The organism is Burkholderia sp. ABCPW 11, from assembly GCF_001523445.1.
Classification (GTDB): Bacteria; Pseudomonadota; Gammaproteobacteria; order Burkholderiales; family Burkholderiaceae; genus Burkholderia.
This window is the reverse complement of the sequence record NZ_LOVM01000094.1, coordinates 71,049-96,129: the sequence shown is the minus strand read 5'-3', so window position 1 is coordinate 96,129 and position 25,081 is coordinate 71,049. Positions and strand designations below refer to the sequence as shown.

19 protein-coding genes are annotated in these 25,081 nt (G+C 68.2%); 10 read left to right on the top strand and 9 right to left on the bottom strand.

All coding sequences use genetic code 11. From position 1 onward, the window contains the following. Nucleotides 1–2: 2 nt before the first annotated feature. The 9 genes from WS61_RS30840 to WS61_RS30800 are packed head-to-tail and all read left to right on the top strand — an operon-like array spanning nt 3 to nt 9,601. Nucleotides 3–1,547: a sugar ABC transporter ATP-binding protein gene (locus tag WS61_RS30840; protein ID WP_059506243.1), complete on the top strand. Its 1,545-nt coding sequence runs from the start codon at nt 3–5 to the stop codon at nt 1,545–1,547. Next, complete coding sequence (locus WS61_RS30835; RefSeq protein WP_059506241.1) at nt 1,540–2,571, top strand: ABC transporter permease; 1,032 nt, start codon at nt 1,540–1,542, stop codon at nt 2,569–2,571. Before WS61_RS30840 ends, WS61_RS30835 begins: the two co-directional genes overlap by 8 nt. 42 nt (nt 2,572–2,613) lie before the next feature. Continuing rightward, nucleotides 2,614–3,561: an ABC transporter substrate-binding protein gene (locus WS61_RS30830; RefSeq protein WP_059506239.1), complete on the top strand. Its 948-nt coding sequence runs from the start codon at nt 2,614–2,616 to the stop codon at nt 3,559–3,561. Between the two features lie 36 nt (nt 3,562–3,597). Further along, nucleotides 3,598–4,614 carry an aldo/keto reductase gene (locus WS61_RS30825; protein WP_059506237.1) on the top strand — a complete coding sequence of 339 codons (1,017 nt, stop codon included), beginning with the start codon at nt 3,598–3,600 and terminating at the stop codon, nt 4,612–4,614. Beyond that, entirely contained in the window at nt 4,611–5,486 is an 876-nt protein-coding gene (locus WS61_RS30820; RefSeq protein WP_059506235.1) for an amidohydrolase, read from the top strand. Before WS61_RS30825 ends, WS61_RS30820 begins: the two co-directional genes overlap by 4 nt. Nucleotides 5,487–5,508: 22 nt before the next feature. Then, a complete protein-coding gene (locus WS61_RS30815; RefSeq protein WP_059506233.1) occupies nt 5,509–6,519 on the top strand; it encodes a zinc-binding alcohol dehydrogenase family protein in 1,011 nt (336 codons plus the stop codon). Between the two features lie 31 nt (nt 6,520–6,550). Continuing rightward, nucleotides 6,551–7,729 carry a D-mannonate oxidoreductase gene (locus WS61_RS30810; RefSeq protein WP_059506231.1) on the top strand — a complete coding sequence of 393 codons (1,179 nt, stop codon included), beginning with the start codon at nt 6,551–6,553 and terminating at the stop codon, nt 7,727–7,729. Continuing rightward, a complete protein-coding gene (locus tag WS61_RS30805; RefSeq protein ID WP_059506230.1) occupies nt 7,726–9,249 on the top strand; it encodes a UxaA family hydrolase in 1,524 nt (507 codons plus the stop codon). The genes WS61_RS30810 and WS61_RS30805 overlap by 4 nt, the downstream gene beginning before the upstream one ends. A gap of 55 nt (nt 9,250–9,304) precedes the next feature. Then, entirely contained in the window at nt 9,305–9,601 is a 297-nt protein-coding gene (locus WS61_RS30800; protein ID WP_059506228.1) for a hypothetical protein, read from the top strand. Here the strand turns inward: WS61_RS30800 and WS61_RS30795 are convergent. Both WS61_RS30795 and WS61_RS30790 read right to left on the bottom strand, forming a co-directional pair. Continuing rightward, nucleotides 9,582–11,543 carry a phosphatase PAP2 family protein gene (locus WS61_RS30795; RefSeq protein ID WP_059506226.1) on the bottom strand — a complete coding sequence of 654 codons (1,962 nt, stop codon included), beginning with the start codon at nt 11,541–11,543 and terminating at the stop codon, nt 9,582–9,584. The two genes, WS61_RS30800 and WS61_RS30795, sit on opposite strands and share 20 nt — an antisense overlap. A gap of 187 nt (nt 11,544–11,730) precedes the next feature. Beyond that, entirely contained in the window at nt 11,731–13,317 is a 1,587-nt protein-coding gene (locus WS61_RS30790; protein WP_059506224.1) for a methyl-accepting chemotaxis protein, read from the bottom strand. 253 nt (nt 13,318–13,570) lie between these two features. Here WS61_RS30790 and WS61_RS30785 point away from each other — a divergent pair, with 253 nt between their 5' ends. Further along, a complete protein-coding gene (locus tag WS61_RS30785) occupies nt 13,571–15,388 on the top strand; it encodes a methyl-accepting chemotaxis protein (protein WP_059506222.1) in 1,818 nt (605 codons plus the stop codon). A gap of 86 nt (nt 15,389–15,474) precedes the next feature. Here WS61_RS30785 and WS61_RS30780 read toward each other — a convergent pair whose 3' ends face one another. From WS61_RS30780 to WS61_RS30750, 7 genes are all read right to left on the bottom strand, one after another. Further along, nucleotides 15,475–16,791, bottom strand: a complete 1,317-nt coding sequence (locus WS61_RS30780; RefSeq protein ID WP_059506220.1) for an MFS transporter — start codon at nt 16,789–16,791, stop codon at nt 15,475–15,477. A gap of 66 nt (nt 16,792–16,857) precedes the next feature. Further along, entirely contained in the window at nt 16,858–18,060 is a 1,203-nt protein-coding gene (gene tcuB, locus WS61_RS30775) for a tricarballylate utilization 4Fe-4S protein TcuB (protein ID WP_095211876.1), read from the bottom strand. Beyond that, a complete protein-coding gene (tcuA, locus tag WS61_RS30770; protein WP_059506217.1) occupies nt 18,047–19,453 on the bottom strand; it encodes an FAD-dependent tricarballylate dehydrogenase TcuA in 1,407 nt (468 codons plus the stop codon). The genes tcuB and tcuA overlap by 14 nt, the downstream gene beginning before the upstream one ends. A 74-nt stretch (nt 19,454–19,527) precedes the next feature. After that, nucleotides 19,528–20,469, bottom strand: coding sequence for a LysR family transcriptional regulator (locus WS61_RS30765; RefSeq protein WP_059506215.1), 942 nt, complete (start codon nt 20,467–20,469; stop codon nt 19,528–19,530). 284 nt (nt 20,470–20,753) lie between these two features. Further along, nucleotides 20,754–21,935 (bottom strand): fumarylacetoacetate hydrolase family protein, encoded by a 1,182-nt coding sequence (locus WS61_RS30760; protein WP_059506213.1) that lies wholly within the window; start codon nt 21,933–21,935, stop codon nt 20,754–20,756. Nucleotides 21,936–21,967: 32 nt separating this feature from the next. After that, entirely contained in the window at nt 21,968–23,749 is a 1,782-nt protein-coding gene (locus tag WS61_RS30755; protein WP_059506212.1) for an IlvD/Edd family dehydratase, read from the bottom strand. A gap of 189 nt (nt 23,750–23,938) precedes the next feature. Next, nucleotides 23,939–24,976: a LacI family DNA-binding transcriptional regulator gene (locus WS61_RS30750; protein WP_082741971.1), complete on the bottom strand. Its 1,038-nt coding sequence runs from the start codon at nt 24,974–24,976 to the stop codon at nt 23,939–23,941. Between the last annotated feature and the right edge of the window lie 105 nt (nt 24,977–25,081).

Genomic DNA, 25,081 nt, shown 5'->3' with positions numbered 1-25,081 from the left:
CAATGGCATTGCCTCGCAATCTGCCCGATCAGGTCGTCCAGGACGAAGCGGACCGGGAGATCCTGTGCCTGGAAGGGATTCGCAAGCGCTTTCCGGGCGTGCTGGCGCTCGACGGCATTCGCCTCGACCTGCGCCGCGGCGAAGTGCATGCGGTGTGCGGCGAAAACGGTGCGGGCAAATCCACGTTGATGAAGATCATCAGCGGTCAGTACCTCCCCGACGAGGGCGTCGTTCGCTATCGCGGCGCGCCGGTGCGCTTTCGTTCGGCCTCCGAAGCGCAGGCGGCCGGCATCGCGATCATTCACCAGGAGCTCAATCTCGTCCCGCACCTGAGCGTGGCGGAGAACCTGTTCCTCGCACGCGAGCCGCGGCGCGGGCCGTTCGTCGATACGACGCGCATGAACGCGGAGGCGGCGCGCTGCATCGCGCGAATCGGCCTGAACGTCGCGCCGACGACGAAGGTCGGCGTGCTGTCCATCGCGCAGCAGCAAATGGTCGAGATCGCGAAGGCGCTGTCGCTCGATGCGCGCGTGCTGATCATGGACGAACCCACGTCGTCGCTGACGGAAGCGGAAACGGTGCAGCTCTTTCGCATCATCGAGGAACTGCGCGCCGACGGCGTGGCGATTCTGTATATCTCGCACCGGCTCGACGAAATGGCGCAGATCGTCGATCGCGTGACGGTGTTGCGCGACGGGCGCCATATCTCGACGGACGATTTCGCCGACGTGAGCATCGACGACATCGTCGCGCGCATGGTCGGACGCTCGCTCGACGACGCCTATCCGTCGCGGCAGTCGGCGCCGACGGACGACGTGCTGCTCGACGTGCGGGACCTGCGCCGCGACGGCGTGTTCGGGCCGGTGTCGTTCGTATTGCGCCGCGGCGAGATCCTGGGTTTCGCGGGATTGATGGGCGCCGGGCGCACCGAGATCGCGCGCGCGATCTTCGGTGCGGACCGTCCCGACGGCGGCACGATCGCGCTGCACGGCCGGCCCGTGACGATCCGCTCGCCGCGCGAGGCGATCCGGCACGGCATCGCGTATCTGTCGGAGGACCGCAAGACGGAGGGGCTCGCGCTGTCGATGCCCGTCGCGGCGAATCTCACGCTCGCGAACGTGCGCGGCATCGCGTCGCGTCTCGGGTTCCTGCGCTTCGACGACGAATTGAACGTGGCGCGCCGCTACGTGCAGGACCTCGCGATTCGCACGCCGTCCGTGCATCAGCGCGTGCGCAACCTGTCCGGCGGCAACCAGCAGAAGGTCGTCATCGGCAAATGGCTTTACCGCGGCTCGAAGATCCTGTTCTTCGACGAGCCGACGCGCGGCATCGACGTCGGCGCGAAATTCGCGATCTACGGGCTGATGGACCGGCTCGCCGCCGACGGCGTCGGCGTGGTGCTGATCAGTTCGGAACTGCCGGAGCTGCTCGGCATGACCGACCGGATCGCCGTTTTTCACGAAGGTCGATTGACCGCATTGCTCGACACGAAACACACCAGTCAGGAGGAGATCATGCACTACGCGTCGGGGCGTTCCCATGCTTGAAATGACATCCGATCGAAGCCAGGCCGACGAACGGGCGGCGCGACAGCGGCGGCGCGACCTGATCCAGAAGTTCGCGGCGCTGGGCAGTCTCGTCGTGCTCGTGTTCGCGTTCTCGATCTCCAGCGCGGCGTTCTTCTCGGTCGACAACCTGATGACGGTCGGCCTGCAGGTCACGTCGATCGCCTATCTGGGCGTGGCCGCCACCTGCGTGATCATCACGGGCGGCATCGACCTGTCGGTCGGCTCGGTGCTCGCGCTGGCCGGCGTGTGCGCGGCGCTGCTGGTCAAGGCCGGCGTGCCGGTGCCCGCCGCGATGGCGGCCGGCATCCTGGTCGGCGCGCTGTGCGGGCTCGTCAACGGCATCTGCGTGACGCAGATGGGCCTGCCGCCGTTCATCGCGACACTCGGCATGATGCTGGTCGCGCGCGGCATCGCGCTGCAGATCACGGGCGCGCGGCCGGTATCGGATCTCGGCGACGCGTTCGGCGCGCTCGGCAACGGCTCGCTGTTGCGGATTTCGCGCATCGGCGCGGACGGGTTCCCCGACACGACCTTTCCCGGCATTCCGTATCCGGTCGTGATCATGGTCGTGCTGTTCGTCGTGGTGTCCGTCCTGCTGTCGAGAACGGCGCTCGGCCGTCATATCTACGCGGTCGGGTCGAACGCGGAGGCGGCCCGGCTGTCGGGCGTGAACGTGCAGGGCGTGAAGCTGTTCACCTACGTGCTGTCCGGCGCGCTCGCGGGCGTGACCGGCTGCGTGCTGATGTCGCGGCTCGTCACCGGGCAGCCGAACGAGGGCGTGATGTACGAGCTCGACGCGATCGCCAGCTCGGTGATCGGCGGCACGTCGCTGATGGGCGGAGTCGGCACGATTTCCGGCACGGCGATCGGCGCGTTCGTGATCGGCGTGCTGCGCAACGGCCTGAACATGAACGGCGTGTCGAGCTTCATCCAGCAGATCATCATCGGCGTCGTGATCCTGGGCACGGTGTGGATCGACCAGTTGCGCAATCGCCGGCCCTGACCGGCAGCAAGCAGTCCCTACCAACGAGAAGCGGAGCGAGACATGAACAAATCCATCCTGCTGGCGGCATCGGCGTGCGTGTTCGCGGTATGCAGCAGCGGCGCGCAGGCGGCGGGCGGCGAGATCGCCGTGATCGTCAAGACGGTCAATTCGAATTATTGGCAGAACGTGCAGAAAGGCGCGAAGGCGGCGCTCGACGGAGCCAAGGGCTACACGATGACGTTCCAGGGGCCGGCGGCCGAGTCGGACATCAGCGGGCAGGTCAACATGGTCGACAACGCGGTCACGCGTCATGTGGCGGGCATCGTGCTCGCGCCGTCCGACCCCGATGCACTCGTCCCCGCGATCAAGAAGGCGTGGGAAGCGCACATTCCCGTCGTGCTGATCGACTCGGCCATCGCGGACGCCGGCAAGCCGTATTACCAGGCGTTCCTGTCGACCGACAACGAGAAGGCGGGCGCGCTGTGCGCGAAGGCGCTGATCGACCGCGTCGGGCAATCCGGCAAGATCGCGATCATGTCGTACGTGCCGGGCGCGGGCTCCGAGGTCAGCCGCGTCGGCGGGTTCCGCAAATATATCGAGAGCCATTCGAAGCTGCAGATCGTCGGTCCGTACTACTCGCAATCGCAAATGGCGACCGCGCTGAACCAGACGACCGACGTGCTGTCGGCGAACCCGGACCTGAAGGGCATCTTCGGTGCGAACGAGCCGACCGCGGTCGGGATGGGCCGCGCACTGAAGCAGTCGGGCAAGGCGGGCAAGGTGGTGGCGATCGGGTTCGACGGCAACGAGGATCTGCAGGGCTTCGTGCGCGACGGCACCGTGCAGGCGATCGCCGTGCAGGGATCCTGGCAGATGGGGAACCAGGGCGTGCGCACGGCGCTCGACGTCATCGCGCGCAAGCCCGCGCCGAAGGTGATCGATACCGGTGTCGTGATGGTCGACAAGCAGAACCTCGATTCGCAGGCGGCGAAGAATGTCCTGTACTGACCGGCCGTGCCGCTTTCCCGTATCGAGTCGCGACTCATGAACGCAAACGACACGCGCAGCTTGCCGCGCAGCGGGATGACGATGTCGGCCCTCGGTCTCGGCTGCTCGCAGCTGGGCGGCCTTTATCGCCCGATGTCGGCCGTCGATGCCGCCGCGCTCGTCGACGCCGCGTGGGCGGCCGGCCTGCGCTATTTCGATACCGCGCCGTTTTACGGCTACACGCTGTCCGAGCGGCGCGTGGGGGCGGCGCTCGCCTCGCGCGAGCGCGGCGCCTTCACGCTCAGCACGAAGGTCGGGCGGCTGATGCGCGCCGACGCGAGCGTGCGGCCGGGCGACGACGGCTGGGCCGAGCCTTTGCCGTTCCGGCCGGTCTACGACTACAGCTACGACGGGATCATGCGCTCGCACGACGACAGCCGGCAACGGCTCGGGCTTGCGCGAATCGACATGCTGTACGTGCACGACATCGGCGCGATGACGCACGGCGATCGTCACGCGCACTATTGGGAACAGTTGACTCGCGGCGGCGGGTTTCGCGCGCTGGAGGCGCTGCGCTCGGGCGGCGAGATCGGCGGGTTCGGTCTCGGCGTGAACGAATGGGAGGTCGCAGCCGATGCGCTGAACGAAGCGGCGCTCGACGCCGTGCTGCTGGCCGGACGCTACACGCTGCTCGAACAGACGGCGCTTGAACCGCTGCTCGACGCGTGCGCCCGTGAAGGGACGGGCATCGTGATCGGCGGCGTGTTCAACTCCGGCCTGCTCGCCGGCAACGGCAAGTTCAACTATGCGGACGCGAGCGCCGACGTGATCGACAAGGCCACGCGGCTCGGCACGCTGTGCAACCGCTTCGACGTGCCGCTTCCCGCCGCTGCGTTGCAGTTTCCGTTCGGCCATCCGGCCGTCGTGTCGTGCGTGGTCGGCGCGCGCAGCGTGGCCCAGTTGAAGCAGAACATCGCATGGTTCGAGCGCCCCGCACCGGCCGAACTATGGGATGCGCTGCGCGACGAAGGCCTCATCGCTACGCACGCACCGGCTCCGGGAGCACGCGCATGACCGTTCGCATCGACGCCCATCAGCACTACTGGCGAATCGGCGCGCGAGCCGGCTGCTGGCCGCCGGCCGAACTCGACGCGATTCACCGGGATTTCGGCCCCGCCGATCTGGCGCCGCTGCTCGATGCCGCGCGCATCGACACCACCGTCCTCGTGCAATCGCTGCCGAGCGAAGCCGACACGCGCTTTCTGCTCGATCTCGCGGCCGCCACGCCGAGCGTCGGCGCCGTGGTCGGCTGGGTCGACATGAAGGCCGACGACGCGCCGGCGCGGATCGCCGCGTTCGCCTCCGCGCCGAAGGCGCGCGGCTTGCGGCCGATGCTGCAGGATCTGCCCGACGACGCGTGGATCGACGATCCGCAACTGGATCGCGCGGTCGCCGCGATGCTCGAGCATCGGCTAGGTTTCGATGCGCTGGTGATGCCGCGCCATCTCGATGCGCTGCATGCATTCGCGCGACGCCATCCGGATCTACCGATCGTGATCGACCACGGCGCGAAGCCTTTCATCGAGCGCGGCGTGCTGCAGCCGTGGCTGTCGGCGATGCGCAGGCTCGCGAGCCTGCCGAACCTGCATTGCAAGCTGTCCGGCCTGTGGACGGAGGCCGGGCCGTCGGCCGGCCCGGATGCCGTGCGCGCGCGCACGCGGCCGTATGTCGATGCGCTGGCCGAGCTGTTCGGGCCGACGCGCCTGATGTGGGGCAGCGACTGGCCGGTGTTGCGGCTGGCGTCGGCGTGCGGCGGCTACGGCGAATGGTTGGCTGCATGCGAGGACGACTGCGCGCGGCTGCTCGGCTCCGCTGCGCTGGCCGACCTCTTCGGCGGCAACGCGCGCCGCTTTTACCGGATCGACACCGCACGCCACGACGAATGAACCATAACGAAAGGAACCCGACATGCTCAGCGTGATTTGCGAATCCCCCGGCGTGCTGCGCGTACAGCAGCGCGAGCTGCCCGTGCGCGGCAGCGGCGAAGTGCTGCTGCGCGTGCAGCGCGTCGGCATCTGCGGCACCGATCTGCACATCTTCACCGGCAACCAGCCGTATCTCGACTATCCGCGCGTGATGGGGCACGAGCTTTCCGCGGTCGTCGTGGAGGCGGAACCCGAGTCGGGGCTCGGCGCCGGCGACGTGGTGTACGTGATGCCGTATCTGTCATGCGGACACTGCGTCGCATGCCGTCACGGCAACACGAACTGCTGCGTGAACATCAAGGTGCTCGGCGTGCATCGCGACGGCGCGCTGGCCGAATACCTCAGCGTCCCTGCGCAATTCGTCCACAAGGCCGACGGCATTTCGCTCGACCAGGCGGCGATGCTGGAATTTCTCGCGATCGGCGCGCATGCGGTGCGGCGCGCCGACGTCCGTGCCGGGCAGCGGGCGCTGGTCGTCGGCGCCGGGCCGATCGGCATGGCCGCAATGATTTTCGCGAAGCTGCGCGGCGCCGACGTCACGTGCCTCGACACGCGGGTCGACCGGCTGGCATTTTGCCGCCGGCACCTGGCGGTCGATGCGGCGGTGGAGGTGGGGGAAGACGATGCGGCGCGCCTCGCGTCGTTGACGAACGGCGAGTATTTCGATGCGGTATTCGACGCGACGGGCAACCTCGATGCGATGAATCGCGGCTTCGAATTCGTCGCGCACGGCGGCAAATACACGTTGATCTCGATCGTGCGCGGGCACGTCGCGTTTTCGGATCCCGAATTCCACAAGCGGGAAACCACGCTGCTCGCGAGCCGCAATGCCACCGCCGAGGATTTCGCGACGGTGCTCGACGCGATGCGCGCGGGGCGCATTCCGGATCGCGCGCTGAACACGCACCGGATGCGGCTCGAAGAGGTGCCGGACGCGTTTCCGCGTCTGCTGGAAGCGGGACAGACCGTCGTGAAGGCGCTCGTCGAATGCTGAGCGACCGAATCCGGCACGCGGAGCGCACGCGATGACACCGCCGATCCTGCAATTCGGCACGAGCCGCTTCCTGCTGGCGCACGTCGACCTGTTCGTGTCCCAGGCGCTGGACGACGGCAACGCGATGGGCGGCATCGGTATCGTGCAGACGACCGGCAATCCGGCCAGCCGCGCCCGCATCGACGCGCTGCGCGCCACCGGTCGCTATCCGGTGCGGATTCGCGGGCGCGACCGCGGCGGCATCGTCGACGAAGTCGTCGAATGCCGCGCCGTGCAGCGCGCGTGGGATGCCGAGCGCGACTGGGCCGAGATACGCCGTGCCGCGGTCGAGACGGTGCGCGTCATCGTGTCGAACACCGGCGACGCAGGCTATCGCGCCGATCCGCGCGACGCCGCGGACTTGCTGGACCGGCCGGAGCAAACCCCGCGCGGCTTTCCGGCAAAGCTGCTCGCGCTGCTGCATGCGCGCTGGCAGGTGCGGCCCGACGACGGCATCTCCGTCCTGCCTTGCGAATTGGTGACCAACAACGGCGACACGCTGCGCGACATCGTGCTGGACCTCGCGCGCCGGTGGCGGCTGCCCGACGCGTTCGCCGACTATCTGTGCAACCGCTGCGTGTGGGTCAACTCGCTCGTTGACCGCATCGTGTCCGAGCCGCTGCATCCGGTCGGCGCGATCGCGGAGCCCTATGCGCTGTGGGCGATCGAACGGCGTGCCGGCATGGCGCTGCCGTGCCGGCACGCGCAGATCGTCGTCACCGACGATTTGCGCAGCCACGAGCGCCTGAAGCTGTTCTTCCTCAATCTCGGGCACAGCTGGCTCGCGGAGCAGTGGCTCGCGGCGGGGCGCGACGCATCGGAAACCGTGCTGGACGCGATGCACGATGCGCGGCTGCGCGACGGCCTCGAGGCGGTGTGGCGCGATGAAGTCGCGCCGGTATTCGTCGCGCTGGGCTTGCGCGAAACGGCGGAACGGTACGTCGACAGCGTGCGCGAGCGTTTTCTCAATCCGTTTCTCGCGCATCGCATCGCCGATATCGCGGTCAACCATCGCGAGAAGGTGGCGCGGCGGATCGAGCCGTTGCTCGCGCTCGCGGATTCGCTGACGCTGACGGCCGAACAACCCCGGTTGCGGCAACTCGTCGCCCGCCATGACCCGGCGGCCGGCGATCCGGCGGCCGGCGCAACGACAGGGAGACATGCATCGTGAAGCAACCGGCAATCGTGATCCTTCACGGCGACGACAACGTCGCCGTCGCACTCGACGCACTGGCGCCGGACGTGCCGATCGACGTGCGCGGCGCGCCGTTGCGGCCGGCGGCCGCGGTGCCGGCCGGCCACAAGATCGCCACGGCGCCGATCGCGCGCGGCGACGCGATCGTCAAATGCGGGCAGCCGATCGGCATCGCGCTGCGAGACATCGACGCGGGCGAGCACGTGCACGTGCACAACGTCGGGATGCCCGAGCGACATGCGCATGACGACGCGCGTGCCGGCGACGCGCACGAGGTTCCGGCCGATCGCGCCGATACCTTCGACGGATTCGTGCGGCCCGACGGCAGCGTGGGAACCCGCAACTACGTTGGCGTGATCGCGAGCGTCAACTGTTCGGCGAGCGTCTGTCATGCGATCGCCGATGCATACCGGCACGGCGCGCTCGATGCGTTCGGTCATGTCGACGGCGTCGTCGCGATCACCCATCAGAGCGGCTGCGGCATGTCGGCAACCGGGGACGGCATCGAACTGCTGCGGCGCACGCTCGTCGGCTATGCACGGAACCCGAACTTCGCCGGCGTGTTGCTCGTCGGCCTCGGGTGCGAGGTCAACCAGGTCGGGGCGCTCGCGCAACGGCTCGATGCGGCCGCGCCGGGCACCGTGCGCACGCTGGTCATCCAGGACGAGGGCGGGGTGCGCGATACCGTGGCCCGCGGCGTGTCGATCGTGCGCGAATTGGTGGAGGCGGCCGACGGCGCGCGTCGCAGCGCGGTGCCGGCCTCGCGGCTGAAGGTCGGCCTGCAATGCGGCGGGTCCGACGGCTACTCGGGCATCACGGCGAACCCGGCGCTCGGCGCGGCCGTGGATCTGCTGGTCCGCAACGGCGGCACCGCGATTCTGTCCGAGACGCCCGAGATCTACGGCGCGGAGCATCTGCTGATCGCGCGGGCGGCCTCGCGCGACGTGGCCGAGCGTCTGCGCGGCAGGTTGCAGTGGTGGGAGCGCTACGTTGCCGATCACGGCGGCGAAATGAACAACAACCCGTCGCCCGGCAACCTCGCCGGCGGCATCACGACGATTCTCGAGAAGTCGCTCGGCGCGGTGTCGAAGGGCGGGCGCTCGCCGCTGCGCGCGGTCTACGATTATGCGGAGCCGGTGCGGCAAGCCGGGCTCGTGTTCATGGATACGCCCGGTTACGACCCGGTGTCGGCCACCGGGCAGATCGCCGGCGGCGCGAATCTCGTGTGCTTCACGACGGGCCGCGGTTCGGTGTTCGGCTCGAAGCCGGTGCCGACGATCAAGATCGCGACGACGACCGGCCTGTTCGAGCGGATGCGATCGGACATGGATTTCGACAGCGGCGGGATCGTCGCCGGTTCGCTCACGGTCGACGAAGCAGGCGCGCGGCTGTTTCGGCTGATGCTCGACGTCGCCTCCGGACGACGCTCCCGCAGCGAGGACAACGGCATCGGCGAACGCGAGTTCGTGCCGTGGCTGCGCGGCGCGGTCATGTGACGCGAAAGGCGATGTGCGACCGCGTGCGCAATCGGACAGCGAAGGAGAAGCCGCGATGGAAACCCGCATGAGCGAGCCGGCGATCGGCGAAACCGGCCACGGCGGCTCGCTGTCGGAACTGGAGAAGGGATTGCTCGATGAGGCGCTGCGGCTGCTCGCCGAGACGCGCGCGCGTGCGCTGGAACTCTGTGTCGAGGTCAGCCGGCGGCAGGGCGGCGCCGCGCCGGATGTTCACGATTTCAACCTGCCGACGATCATCGAACTGCAACGGCGCTTCGGTACGCGGTCTTGCCCGTGGGCGGCGCCGTTGCAGGATCGATCTTCGCGGCCGGCTACGCCGCCGACAGCGTGATCGACACGCCCGTCGCGGTGTAGACCGGCGTGGCCTTGAAGCCGTCGACCGTCACCGTCGAGAACTTCGCGGCAGCCGCCGCGCCGTCGATCAGCGCGATGGTGTCGCCGGCCTTCGGCGCGTAGCCGTTCACGAACTTCACGTGCAGCGTGCCGCCCGCGATGGTGAGCGGGCCGCCCACGCGAAGCCGCCCGCCGCCGTTGCCATCGATGTCGAGTTCGAGCGTCGCGTTGTCGAGCTGCGTGTAGCGGGCGGCGATCGTCACCGGCGCGGCGGCCGCGATGCGCACGCTGCCGCCCGGGCCGACGTACACGTCTCCTTTGCCGAACGCCGTCGTCGACGCGGCTGCCAGCGTGCCGCCGCTCACCTGCGTGCCGCCCGTGTAGCCGTTGTTGCCCGCCAGCGTCAGCGTGCCGCTGCCCTGCAGCGTCAGCTTGCCGGCGCCCGCGACGTCGTTGCGCCACAGGTCGGCGGCATTGAAGCCGCCCTGCGACGCATCCATCGACACGATCACGTTGCCGTTGAACGCGCCGTAGCCGTCGGCCGCGGCGAACAGGTTCAGGCGGCCCCAGCCTTCCGCGTCGTCCATGACCGGATAGCCGGACGGCAGCTCGGTCGTTTTCAGCACGACGCGCCGCTGGTCGGCGCTCAGATACGGAAAACGCGTCTGCAGCAGAATCTCCGCGCCTTTCGGTACGACCGGCGGTGCGTTCGTCGATTCGAGCGCGCCGAAGCCGAACGTCATGCGGCGCAGGAACGCGGCGCGGTTCGCCGTGTAGTCGGCGAACCGGTCGGTGGCCGTCGTGCCGGAATGCGCGAATGCGGAGAACGTCGTGGCGCTCGTTCCCGTCAGTTGCTGCAGCGTCTGATGGGCTTGCGTGTAGGCGGCCTGCGCGTCGCCGGCGTACGCGGTCAGGTTCGCCGCGCTGACGGCCAGGGCGAGCATGCGGCCGCCGATCACGTCGAGCGGCGAATGCATGCCGGCCAGAATCCGGTTCTCGCCGAGCTCGAGGCCGCGGCTGACCATTTCCTGGAAGCGTTCCGGCACGAGCCACGCCATCGTCGTCGCATCGCGCACCGCCTCGGCCGTGTGGCCGCTGATGAAGCCGCCGTCGGTCGCGGGCGTCGCGCTTTCGGCCGGCACGAGCGTCGGCGCGACGATCACGCTCGTGCTCCAGCGGTACGGACGCGCGTATTTGAAGAAGCGCTTGGACGGTTCGGTCGACGCGTTGTTGCCCATTTCGTTGAGCAGGTCGACGACCTTGCCGAAGCTGGCGTTGCCGCCGCTGCTGCCGACGCCGACGTTGTTGCCGGCGTCGTTGTACAGCACGGTCGTCGCATCGGCGGGCACGCTGGTGATGCTGGTCGTCTGCTGGGCCGCGGTGCGCCACGCGGCGGTGAGCGGGCCCATGCCGTCGGTCACGCTGTATCCCTTGCCGCGCCGGTCGTCGTAGTACGCGGCATCGGCCTGTTGCGGCGTGCGCGCGGTCGTCGCGTCGATCACGTACTGCACGTTGGCCGACAGCACCGCATCGTTCAGGATCGTGCCGCACGGCACGCCGCTGTTCGGCAGCCCGGAGCAGGTTGACGGCGAGACGGCCGGGAACGCGCCGTTCGCCGGCGCGGACACGCCCGCGTCGACCAGCATCGTCGACGGTTGCCAGAGATCGAGAAAACGGCTCAACACGCGTACCGCGGCGTTGGTCGACAGCGTCGCATAGCGCGCATCGCCGCGCTGGTTGGTCGCGACGTTGTCGACGAAAGCGGGCGCGCTCGGGATCGGCGCGCTGTCGACGAAGCCGGGGTCGGCGGGCGGCGCGGGCACGGCCGCGGCGATCGTGCCGGTCGACGCGACGTCGTCGCCGCCGCCGCAGGCAGCCAGTACGATCGCACTCGACAATGCCGCGACGTGCAGCGGGAAACGGCTTCGTGACGCAAACATGCAAGACTCCATCCTGATGGTCGAAGAGGGAGGATTGTGGTGAGCGATCGTTACGCGGCCGTTACGGAATTGTTTCGCGTCGTCGTCGATACGCGACATTCCCACTATCTGGTTAATTTCCGCTACTTAACATGACGGGTGCGCGAACGCGTGCACCCGTCACCGATACGGGGCGGCGGACGCCGGCCTACGCGCCGGTCGCACGCGCGTCGAGCCGGAACAGCGATACGGCCTCGGCAAGCCGGCTGCCCTGTTCCTCGAGCGACTTCGATGCGGCGGCGGCCTGCTCGACGAGTGCCGCATTCTGCTGCGTGACTTCGTCCATTTGCGTGATGGCCAGATTGACCTGCTCGATGCCGCGGCTCTGCTCGCTCGATGCCGCGGCAATCTCGCCCATGATGTCGGTCACGCGCGAGATCGCATGCGTGACCTCGCTCATCGTCTCGCCCGCATTGTTCGCGATATGCGAGCCGTCCTGGATTTTCCGGACCGATTGCGAGATCAGCTCGCGAATTTCCTTCGCGGCGCTCGACGAACGCTGCGCAAGACTCCTGACTTCGCTGGCCACCACCGCGAAGCCGCGACCCTGCTCGCCGGCGCGGGCGGCCTCCACGGCTGCGTTGAGCGCGAGAATGTTGGTCTGGAACGCGATGCCTTCGATGATGCCGGTGATCTCGGCGATCTTGGTGGAGCTCGTGCTGATGTCCGTCATCGTGTCGACCATCAGGCCGACCGCCGCGCTGCCGCGCTGGGCGACCTCCGATGCGTTGTTGGCCAGGCCGCTCGCCTGCTGCGCATTGTCGGCGTTCAGGCGCACGGTGGATGTCAGCTGCTCCATGCTCGACGCAGTTTCCTGCAACGATGCGGCCTGCTGCTCGGTGCGGGAGGACAGGTCCTGGTTGCCGGACGCGATTTCGCCGGCGCCTGTCGCGACGTTGCCCGATGCGGTACGGACTTCCGAGATCAGGCGGATCAGGTTCGCCTGCATGTCGCGCATGGAAGCCAGGACGCTGCCGGGCGGCGCGGCGCCGGTCGTGGATTCGGCGCCGAGGTTGCCGGCGGCGATATGGCCGGCGATCTCGCTGAGCGCGGCAGGCTCCGTGCCCAGCGCGCGCAGCAGGCCGCGGGTGATGAAGAGGCCCGAGATTGCCGCCGCCGCCGCCGCCGCGATGCAGATGGCGATCAGCATCAGTCGTCGCGAGGTATAGCGGTCGTTCGATTCCGTCACCAGTTGGGCGGCCCGCGAGCGCGTGTACGTCGCATACGCGTCGGTGGCCGCGACGAGTTGGGCCAGCAGCGGGCGGCACTGTTCGTTGATCATCGTGATCGCCTGATCGCGCCGGTTGTTGGCCGCCGCATCGACGATGGCGCGTGCCACGGGGCCGTACTGCGCCTCGACCGCCGCGATTTGCCGAACCAGTTCGCGCGATTTGTCGGACGCGCCGCTTCCCTCGCGGACCGCGTTCGTCAGCTCGCCCAGCAGCGCACCGACGTCGCGGTCGGCCTGCAGTGCCGCTTCCTTCTCGACGTCCGCATCGCGCGGCCCGGTCGCCAGGACCTGGTTGCGGGCGGCGATCGCGCGCCGGTCGACCGCGACGCGAACCCTGTCCGCCAGCATTGCGCGGGCGTTGGTGCCGTTGACGTAATTCTCGAATGTCGCGTTCGCGTCGCCGAGCGACACGATGCCGAGGAGGGAGACGAGCACAACCGTGCACGTAAGCAGTCCGAAAGCGATGATCAGCTTCGTGCGAACCGTTAACCGTCGATCGTTCATGGGGGAATTCCAGTCGTGAGTATCAAATAGCTTTCCTTATTATCGGAATGGTGAATGAACAATTTAGGACCGCCGCCCGCGGCAATCGTTTGCGCGTGCCCGATCATCGCAAAAAATTCGGGCCGCGCGCCGCGCGCATCACGCCGTCGTTCCGACATCGCTCAACTTCCTGCCTCCGGTGCCGTTAAATGGATCAGGATCGGCCTGTTCACCGATCCAGTTCAATTACGCGGTAACGGAGACCCAAGTCATCATGCTGTCATCAATTCGCGCCCGGATACTGGCGACGTGCGTCGCCATCGTAGTGACGGCGCTGGCCGTAACCGGGGGGCTCGTCTATTACGTCGTCAAGACCCACAACGACGAGGCCATCGACCAGAATCACAAGTCGATCCTCGCCGGCCACGCACTCGCGATCGACGAATGGGTGGCGAGCCGGGCGCGCGAAACCCAGGCGCTCGCGGGCACGATCGCGATCGGCGAGGGCGATCCGGTGCCGGCGTTGAAGCTGCTCGGCAAGTCGGGCGGCTTCGAGGTGCTGACGCTCGGCCTGCCGGACAAGACGGCGTTCTCGAACGTGCCGCTCGCACCCGGCTATGATCCGACCGCCCGGCCCTGGTACAAGCAGGCCGTCGGCGCGGGCCGTCTGGTCGTGACGGCGCTTTACCGCGATGCGACGAGCGGCAAGCCGGCCGTGGCGTTCGCGGTGCCCGTGGTGCGCGACGGCGCGGTGAAAGGCGTGCTGGCAGCCAGCCTGTTCATGGAGAACGTGAGCTCGATCGTGACTTCCGTTCACCCGACCCCGGCGAGCTTCGCGTTTCTGGTCGACAAGAGCGGGCGCGTGATCGCGTCGGCCAGGACCGACCTGATCATGAAGCCGGCCACCGGTCTGTCGCCGGAACTCGATGCCGATCGCCTCGGTGCACTGCAGACGGCGTCCGCGCCCGTCGCGGTCGACATCGACGGCGCCGTCAAGCTGATGCGCGCGCAACCGATCGTCGGCACCGATTGGTCGCTGGTGCTCGCGCTCGACAAGGGCGACGTGACGGCCGGCATGCGGGCGGTCGCGACGACGACGCTGCTGGCGATCGCGATCGTCGCCGTCGTCGCGGCCGCGCTCGTCGGCGCGATGACGAACGCGGCCTTCAAGCGCATCCTGATGGTGCGCGATGCGCTCACGGACGTATCGAGCGGCAGCGGCGACCTGACGAAGCGCTTGCCCGCCGACGGCGCGGACGAAGCCGCGCAGATCGCGCGAGCGTTCAACGCCTTCGCCGAGAAGATCAGTGCGATTCTGCTGCAGATCCGCGAGTTTAGCACGTCCGTCAACCTCGCAAGTGCCGAGATCGCGCAGGGCAACCAGGATCTGTCGGCCCGCACCGAACACGCGGCGTCGAGCTTGCAGGAAACGGCCGCCGCGCTCGAGGAGATCGCGGGCACGGCCCGCAATTCGGCCGATGCGGCGAGCCAGGTGAACCGTCTGGCGGAATCGGCGTCGGATGTCGCGCTGCGCGGCGGCACGGTCGTGCGCGAGGTCGTCTCGACGATGAACGACATCACGCAGGCATCGGGAGAGATCGCCAACATCGTCGGCGTGATCGACGGCATCGCATTCCAGACCAACATTCTCGCGTTGAACGCCGCCGTCGAGGCGGCACGTGCGAACGAGCATGGCCGCGGCTTCGCGGTCGTCGCCGGCGAGGTGCGTGCGCTCGCGCAGCGCAGCGCGCAGGCCGCGCGGGAAATCAAGCAACTGATCCACGCGTCGGTCGAGAAGATCGAGGGCGGCTCCGGGCTCGTCCAGACGGCCGGCGCGACGATGGACGAAATCGTCGACGGCGTGCGCAACATCACGAGCGTGATCGCCGAAATCAGCGTCGCCGCGAAGGAGCAGAGCACGGGGCTCGAGCAGGTGAATCAGGCGGTGTCGCAGCTCGACGATACGACGCAGCAGAACGCGGCGCTCGTCGAGCAATCGGCGGCTGCCGCGACGTCGCTGCGCGAGCAGGCGGCCCGGCTCGCGCAGACGGTCGGCGAGTTCAAGCTCGCGGAGCGGCCGGTGGCGGCCTGACGGGGTCGGCGGGCCCGGTTTGACAGGACGCACTGGCGCGGGATGGCGGCGCCGCGAAGCCGATCCGTTCAGGCGAGTACCGCGGCTCACGCAGGCGACGCCGAACGCCGCACCGTCCCGCCTTTGCGATACAGCGACAGCGTCGCGAGCAGCCCGCAGCACGCGGCGAAGCTGAGCCAGTAGCCGGGCGCGGCCTTGTCGCCCGTCACCTCGATCAGATAGGTCGACACCGCGGGCGTGAAGCCGCCGAAAACCGCGGTCGCGAGGCTGAACGCGAGCGAGAAACCGGCCACGCGAACACTGGCGGGCATGATTTCGGTCAGCGCCGCGACCATCGCGCCGTTGTACATGCCGAAGAAGAAGGAGAGCCACAACAGCACGGCCAGCATGTGCCCGAAGCTGGGCGCGGATGAAAGCCACGCGAGCGCGGGATACGACGTCACGATGGCCGCCACGGCGATGGCCACGAGGATCGGCTTGCGTCCGACGCGGTCCGACAGCGCACCGCCGACAGGCAGCCAGAAGAAATTCGACACCCCCACGCACAGCGTAACGATCAGGCTGTCCGCCGTGGACAGTTTCAGTACGGCCCTGCCGAACGTCGGCGTATAGACCGTAATGAGGTAGAACGTCGTCGTGGTCATCGCGACGAGCAGCATGCCGGCAAACACGATGCGCCAGTTCCCCAGCATCGTCGCGAACACCTCGCGTGCACGCGGACGATGGGTGCGCGCCTTGAATTCGTCCGTTTCCTGCAGCGTTCGGCGAAGCAGGAAAATGACCGGCACGATTGCGCAACCGATGAAGAACGGGATGCGCCAGCCCCACGCGCCGATTTCCTGGCTCGTCAGCAAATGATTCAGCAGATAGCCCAGGGCCGCCGCGATGACGATCGCCACCTGCTGGCTTGCCGACTGCCAGCTCGTATAGAAGCCCTTGTGCCCGGGCGTGGCCATTTCCGCGAGATAGACCGACACGCCGCCCAGCTCGGCACCGGCCGAGAAGCCTTGAAGCAGGCGCCCAAGCAACACCAGCGCCGGTGCGGCGAGCCCGATAGTCGCGTACCCCGGCACGCACGCGATCAGGATTGTGCCGCTCGCCATGATCGAGAGCGTCACGATCAGGCCTTTGCGTCTCCCCACTTCGTCGATGTAGGCGCCGAGCACGATCGCGCCGAGCGGGCGCATCAGGAAGCCGGCGCCGAACACGGCAAACGTGAGGAGCAGCGACGCGAACTCGCTTGCCGCCGGAAAGAAGACTCGCGAGATGCTGGTCGCATAGAAGCCGAACAGGAAAAAATCGAACTGCTCGAGAAAATTGCCGCTGGTCACGCGCAGGACCGCGCCGAGCCTCGACGTGCCTGCGGCCGCGCCGTCCGGCGCGGTTGACGGTGAGGGATGCATGGGGTGTCTCCGTTGAATGTATTGTGCGAAGCGGCCCGAACGCCGGACCGCTTCGATGGGATCGGTTCAGTCCGAGCCGAGTTGCAGGCGGTCGGCCTGGCGCTTGTCTATCGACGACTTGAGCAGCGCCGCGCAGCGAAAGATGCCGTGCGCGAATTTCCCGTACGGCAACGTTGCGAAAAGCGCCATCACGATGCCGAGATGAACCGCGAGCAGCGTCGCCATCGCGCGGGTGTCGCGCCACGCCAGCAAAGCCAGTCCCGACATGCTCACGAGCATCAGCAGCGCAATGAAGCCGCGGTCCATCGGGCGTTGTGCCGGATCGGTTCGCGCGGGGTCGCGACGCAGGTTGAGCCACAAGAGGCCGGCAGGCCCGATCAGCAGGCCGATTCCGCCGGCGGTGCCGAGCAGCACGGGCAGGCTCAGGAACGCGTACGGTGCGTGCAGGTCCAGCGCGTAGTGATAGAAGGTCGCGACGAGCGTGGCGGCAAAACACAGCATGAAGCCGTAGAACGTGAAGTGGTGAAACCGGCGCCGCGCGAGCGTGAACGCGTCGTCCGATTCGTTGCAGCCGTCACCGTGGCCGCCGTCGAGATAGGTGAGCGCGAGCGCGTGTTTCGCCGCTTCGGCGATGGCGGGCATGCTTGCGGTACCCGACGACACGTCGCGCCAGAAGCGCGTCACGCCCACCCCGAGCGCCAGCACGGCGAGGCCGAACACCGAGCCGAACATCGCGGCGAGCAGGTTGTGCGGAAAGATCGCATAGAAACGGCCGCCCGACGGGCCATTCAGCAGCGAGCCGTGCATTGCGATGCCGAGCATCAGGAAAAGCGCCAGCCCGATCGCGAGGGCGAGCGCGACGGTCAGGCCGTTGCGCTTGTAAAGCTGTCCCATCGCAGCGGGCCACGCATATTCGACATACGTATCGACCCGGACCTGCGCCATCGCCTTCGGCACGTTCACCGCGAATTCGTGCGGCGGCGCATATTGGCATGCGTGGTAGCACGCGCCGCAGTTGTGGCACAGGTTGGCCAGGTAGTTGACGTCCGCCTTCGCGAACTCGAGCCGGCGCGTCATCGCCGGAAAGACCGCGCAAAATCCTTCGCAGTAGCGGCACGCATTGCAGATCTGCATCTGGCGCGCGACTTCCGCTTCGCTGTCGGTGACGGGCACGATGCGAATCACGGCGGCGCCGCTCGAGCGTGCCGACGTCTGGCCGGCGGGCGCGAGCGCCTGCGCGTCGCGAACGTGTTCTTCAATATCGTGCACGTTGAACTCCAGTCGTTTGCGCGGCCTTCGCCGCCTCGGTGCCCGCGATACGGCCGAACGCGGTGCCGATCGACATTCCGACGCCGGCCGTGTAGCCCTTGCCCAGCACGTTTCCGGCCATCATCTCGCCGGCAACGAACAGGTTGTCGCTCGGCCGTCCGCCGAAGTGGACTTGCGCGCGCTCGTTGACCTTGAGCCCGAGATACGTAAACGTGATGCCCGGACGCAACGCGTAGCCGAAGAAGGGCGGCGTATCGATCGGTCGTGCCCAGTGGGTTTTCGCGGGGCCGATGCCTTCGGTGCGACAGTCGTCGAGCACGGTGTGATCGAACGTGCCTGCCCGGCATGCGGCGTTGTACGCGCGCAGGGTCTCCACGAATGCGCGTTCTGGCAGGTTCAGCAGGCGCGCGAGTTCCGGCAACGAATCGGCGCGGACACCCGGAAATACCGGCGGCATGAAGCGTCCGACGGCCTTGGCATCGATGATCGAGTAGGCTGTCTGCTCCGGTTGCTGCGCGACGAGGCGGCCCCAGATCGCATAACGCTTCGGCCAGAAGTCCTCGCCTTCGTCGTAGAAGCGCTGCGCATCGCGGTTGACGACGATGCCGAGCGATACGCAATCGATCCGCGTGCAGATGCCGCCGTCGTAGAGCGGCGCACGCGCGTCGATCGCGACGCAATGCGACTGCGACGGGTCGCCGATCGCATCCGCGCCGGCGGCGAGCATCGCCTTGAGCAGGACGCCCTGGTTGAACCGCGTGCCGCGGATGAGGAAATTATCGGCGGGCCACTCGCCGCGCTCGTTTTGTCCCCACGCCTCGCGCAGCCATGCGCGGTTCGATTCGAAGCCGCCCGCCGCGAGCACGCAGCTGCGTGCCTCGAAGCGCCGGTTTCCGCTATGCGCGGCGACGAAGCGTTCGCCGTCGAGTTCGATAGCGTCGACGGGCGTGTCGTAGCGAATCTGTACGCCCAGCGCTTCGGCGCTGCGGTAATACGCGTTCACCAGCGCTTTGCCGCCGCCCATGAAGAATGCATTGGTACGCGCCACGTGCAGTGCGCCGGACAACGGCGGCTGAAACCGCACGCCATGTGCGCGCATCCATGGGCGACAGTGCGCCGACGCGCGGATAGCGAGCCGGGCCAACGCCTCGTTCGTGATGCCGCCCGTGACCTTCAGCAGGTCCTGCCAGTACTCTTCTTCCGGATAGGCGCCGACCAGCACGTCCTGCGGGCCGTCGTGCATGCAACGCAGGTTGCGGGTGTGCTGGGAGTTTCCGCCGCGCCACGCCCGCGGTGCCGCTTCGAGCAGCAGCACCGACGCGCCGGCTTCGCGCGCCATCAAGGCGGCGCACAGCGCCGCGTTGCCGCCGCCGATTACGAGAACATCGACCATCTGAGTTGTCTCCTTTGAGACGCACTCTACGGATCGGCCTCGCCTGCCGCCATCAGGGAGCCGGCAACACGTCTTCAGTTTTTGTGAAGAGGCGGCTCGCGCAGCGTGGCGCCGGGCCACCCGCCTGCCGCGACGATCTCGCGCGCCACGTCGGCGAGGACGACCCGCGCCGCGAGCCCGGCGGGCGACAACTCGTCGTCGGAGACGCTTGCGATCAGGTTCGGCCGCGTCGCCTGGGCGTCCGCGACCGGGACGCTCGCGAGCGCCGCGTTCTCGAACCGCGCGAGCGCCGCGCCCGGTTGAATGGTCGCACCGAGCCCGCCGCGCACCGCATCCATCAACATCGCGAGGCCGTCGACTTCGGCGGCAATGCGCGGGATGAAGCCGGTGCGGGCGAAGGCGACATCCAGCAACGCGCGCAGGCCGTGCGGACCGCTCGGCAGGATCAGCGGCACGGCGCCGAGGTTCGCCAGGTGCACGTGCGGCCCGCCGGGCATGCCCGGCAGGCCGGGCGCGCCGATCACGAACAGATGCTCGTCGAGCAACGGCATCACGCTCCAGCGCTGCGCGGGTTCTTCACGAAACAGGATCGCCAGGTCGATTTGCCGCGCACTCAGCATCGCGCCGAGATAGCCCGACAGGCTCTCGACCATGCGCAGCCGGACATCCGGATAGCGCTGTCGCATCGCCTGCATGAACGCGAGACCGAGTACGCCGGTCGTACTGGGCGCAAGCCCGACGCTGACGTGCCCCGACAGGCGCGCCTGACGCGCGGCCAGCGCCGCATCGTCGACGTGGCGCAACGCGAGTTGCGCTTGTCTCCAGAATGCAAGACCGGCGTCCGTCGGAACGACGCCCGTTGAGGTGCGTTGCAGCAGGCGCGTGGACAGCTCGCTCTCGAGCCGGCTGATCTGCTGGCTCAGTGCGGACGTCACCACGCCCAGTTCGAGCGCGGCCTTGCCCATGCTGCCGTGTTCCACGACGCAGACGAAATAGCGCAGTTGCCTCAGTTCCATCGACACCTCGAATTGACTCAGCCGCGGTATTGTCGCAGCCGACGAGGCGCTGGTGGGACGAATCGTGCCCTCCGAACCCGCTGATCGCCGCCGGAAAGACCATGGGGTTGCGGAATCGGCTGGCGGCCCCGCTTGCGGCGGCCGTTCCGGCTCGGCGAGTGTTCAGGTCGCGCAGTGAAGGCCGGCTGCGTGCGTGCCTGCGCGAACGACCACTTCATATCGCTTCGCCTACGATCAGTCGATGTCGTTCGCGCAGGGGCTTCATGTCGCCGCGTGTCCCACTTTCACTCGGCAAGCAGCCCGCGCGCGGCCAGATTCGCATACAGCGCGCGCACGCCGAAGGTCCACGGCGCGATCTCCGTGCAAAGCCGCACGGTGTTGACGAGTGCGCCGAGCGCGGGCGTGGAGATGGTGACGCGATCGCCGAGGTGATGCGTGAATCCGCCGCCCGGCGCGTCGCGATCCTGGATCGGCGAGAACATCGTGCCGAGGAACAGCATGAAGCCGTCCGGATACTGGTGATGCGCGCCGCAGGTCTGCGCGACGAGGTCCGCCGGGTCGCGGCTGATCTCGCGCATGTGGCTGATGCCGTCGAGGACGAAGCCGTCGTCCGCGCCTTCGACACGCAGCGACACGCTGCATTCCCGCACGCTGTCGAGCGTGAAGCCGTCGTCGAACAGCCGCACGAACGGGCCGATCGCGCACGAGCCGTTGTTGTCCTTGCATTTGCCGAGCAGCAGCGCCGAACGGCCTTCGACGTCGCGCAGGTTCACGTCGTTGCCGAGCGTCGCGCCCACCGGCCGGCCGTCGCTGGCGACCGCCAGCACGATTTCCGGCTCCGGGTTGTTCCATGCCGACACGGGCAGCAGCCCCACGTCCGCGCCGAAGCCGACCGCGGACATCGGCTGCGACTTGGAGAACACCTCGGCATCCGGGCCGATGCCCACTTCCATGTATTGCGACCACGCGCCGCGGCGCTCGAGTTCCGCCTTCAGGCGCAGCGCGGCTTCCGAGCCCGGCACGATCTTCGACAGATCGGTGCCGATGGTCGAGGCGATGGTGTCGCGTACCTCGGCCGCTTTGGCCGGATCGCCGCCGGCCTGTTCCTCGATCACGCGCTCGATCAGGCTGACCGCAAAGGTGACGCCGCACGCCTTGATGGCCTGCACGTCGCACGGCGCGAGCAGGTGCGTGGCGCCGGGTGTGCCGTCCAGCGCCGCCTGCAACAGCGGCTCGACGCGGCCGAGCGATTCGCCGGACGCGGTGCGCGCGATGGCGAGCGCATCGCGGCGGTCGAACAGGTCCGCGGTGGTCGGCACGGTGCGCGTGATGTCGAACACTTCGCCGCCGCGCACGGCGACGACGCTCGGGCCCGCGTGGGCGCCGTCGTGCCGCCAGACGCGGCCGATCAGCAGCGCGTGGGCGAGGTCGTGCGGCAGGCAGTCGGAAACGGAAGGAGTACGCATGGTCAGCTCGGCAAGAGTCGGGGGCGGTGGAGTCAGTGCGAATGGCGCGGGTTGCCGCGCTGCTCGATGACCTTCAGGTACAGCGTGGCCGGTTCGAGGCAGCCGCCGGTGGACAACTGGCCGACGAACCGGCGATAGAGTTCCTGCCACGGCGTTTGCGCCTGCGGCACGGTGAAGCTTGCGGTCTCGCGACGGCGCGCGAGTTCGTCCTCGTCGACGAGCACGTCGACGCTGCGGCGATTCAGGTCCACGCGCACGCGGTCGTTCGTGCGCAGCAGCGCGAGGCCGCCGCCCACCGCGGCTTCCGGCGACATGTTCAGGATCGACGGGCTGGCCGACGTGCCGCTCTGGCGTCCGTCGCCCATGCACGGCAACGACGTGACGCCGCGCTTCACCAGCTCGGCGGGCGGCGCCATGTTCACGACTTCCGAACTGCCCGGGTAGCCGACCGTGCCGCAGCCGCGGATCACGAGGATGCAGCGCTCGTCGATGTTCAGCGCGGGATCGTCGATGCGCGCGTGGTAGTCCTCGGGGCCGTCGAACACGATCGCGCGCGCCTCGAACGTATTCTCCGCGCCCGGTTCGGCAAGGTAGGTCCGGCGGAACGCGTCACCCACCACCGACATCTTCATGATGGCGCTGTCGAAGAAGTTGCCCGACAGCACCATGAAGCCGGCGCCGTGCTTGAGCGGCGCGTCGGGCGTACGGATCACGTCGCGGTCGGCGTCCTGCGCGGTGTCGGCGATCTCGCCGATCGCGCGGCCCGATACGGTCAGGCAGTCGCGCCGCAGCAGCCCCGCCGCATCGAGTTGGCGCAGCACGGCCGGCACCCCGCCGGCGCGGTGGAAGCTCTCCCCGAGGTATTCGCCGGCCGGCATGCAGTTCACGAGCAGCGGCACGGCTTCACCGAAGCGCTGCCAGTCGTCCAGGCTCAGCTCGACGCCCATGTGGCGTGCGATGGCGATCAGATGCGGCGGGCAGTTGGTCGACGCGCCGAGCGCCGACGCGACGACGATCGCATTCTCGAACGCCGCGCGCGTCATGATCGCCGACGGGCGCAGGTCTTCGCGAACGAGTTCGACCGCGCGCTTGCCGGTGGCGTAAGCCATCTGACCGCGCTCGCGATAGGCGGCGGGAATGCTCGCGCAACCGGGCAGCGACATGCCCAGCGCCTCGGCCAGACTGTTCATCGACAGCGCGGTGCCCATGGTATTGCAGTGGCCGATCGACGGCGACGAAGCCGTGGTCAGCTGCATGAAGCCTTCGTAGTCGATCTCGCCCGCGGCGAGCAGGTTGCGCGCATGCCAGATCACCGTGCCGGAGCCGACCCGCTTGCCCTCGTGCCAGCCGTCGAGCATCGGGCCGCCCGACAGCACGATCGCTGGCATGTCGACGGTCGCGGCCGCCATCAGGCAGGCCGGCGTGGTCTTGTCGCAGCCGGTCGTCAGCACCACACCGTCCAGCGGAAAACCGTGCAGCACTTCCACCAGCCCGAGGTAGGCGAGATTGCGATCGAGCGCGGCCGTGGGCCGGCGGCTCTGCTCGGCCAGCGGGTGCACGGGGAACTCCATCGGAATGCCGCCCGCGTCGCGAATGCCGGCCTTGGTGCGTTCGGCCAGCTCGATGTGATGGCGGTTGCACGGCGCGAGATCGCTGCCCGTCTGCGCGATGCCGATGACAGGGCGGCCCGACTGCAGTTCCTCGCGCGTCAACCCGTAGTTCATGAAGCGCTCGACATAGAGCGCGGTCATGTCGGCGTGCGCGGGATCGTCGAACCATTCCTGGCTGCGCAAGCGGCGAGGGATTTGTGACATGGCAGGCTGTCTCCTAAGGGGCCTTTCTCATTTTGCGTGCCGGATGGTACCGGTAACATCGCCTGGATGTTAGCACGGGTTTTTTGCATAGCGGAAGGGATTTCGTGCGCGCGTGGCGAAGGAGTGGGGCAGGGGGCCGGTACGAAGCCGCGCGCGTCGCGCGTTGGGGTGCGCGCGGCCGTCGGCTGGTCAGGCGCTTTCCCGCGGGATGATCGTGTAGTCGATACGGATGCTTTTCGCGTCGGTCCGCTCGCCGCCGTCGCGCGCCTGGAGCGCCGCCAGCAATGCTTCGCCGGTGCGCAGCCCGATGCCGTACGCGTCGACCGACACGGTGGTGATGGTCGGGTGGCAGCATGTCGCCACTTCGAAGTTCCCGAAGCCGGCCACGGCGATGTCGGCGGGCACGGCGAGCCCGCGCCGGTGGCACTCCATGATCGCGCCGAATGCCGACATGTCGCTCACGCACATCACCGCGTCGGTATCCGGCCATTGCTCCAGCAGCGCTGCCATTGCGGGGCCGCCATGGCTCATCGTGATCGGCGATTCGCCGAGCCGCACGACGCGCGGTTCGCCCAGGCCCAGCGCCTTGATCTCCGCCTGGTAGCCCTTGAGCCGGTCCAGGCCGCGGCGATCCAGTTCGCTCGCGCCGACCAGAAAGCCGATGCGTCGATAGCCACGCTCGGCCAGGTGGCGCACCATCGCACGGGCGGCGCGCACGTTCGAGAAGCCGACGGCGGTGTCGATCGGGCGCGTGGGCAGGTCCCACATCTCGACCACCGGGATTGCCGAGCGCTCCAATACCTTGCGTGTCGCCTCGGTGTGCTGCGACCCCGTCAGCGCAATGCAGCGCGGCTGGTGTCGCAGCATCGACCGGACGAGCCGTTCTTCGCGTTCCAGGTCGTAGTCGGTGTCGCCGAGCAGCAACTGGAGGCCGTGCGGCTCGAGCGCATCGGTCAGCCCGCGCACGGTGTCCGAGAAGTTGGAGCTCGACAGCGACGGCACCAGCACCGCGACGAATTCCGATCGCCCCGACGACAGCGCACCGGCGGCAGCATCCGCCACGTAGCCGAGCTGCTCGATGGCCTCGCAAACCCGTGCGCGCGTCTCGGCGGCCACGCTGTGGCCAGCGAGCACGCGCGACACCGTCATCTTCGATACGCCGGCGAGGCGCGCTACGTCGGACATGCGGGGCGGCCCGGCGGGCCGGACGGCGGTGGGACTGGGCATCGGAATCGCGATCGGGAGAAAGCCGGAAAGGCTACATCATACCGGGGCGGCGTACCGTGCAGGCTGGCCGCGGCGTGCTCGTCGCGGTGAGGTCCGTACTAGGGA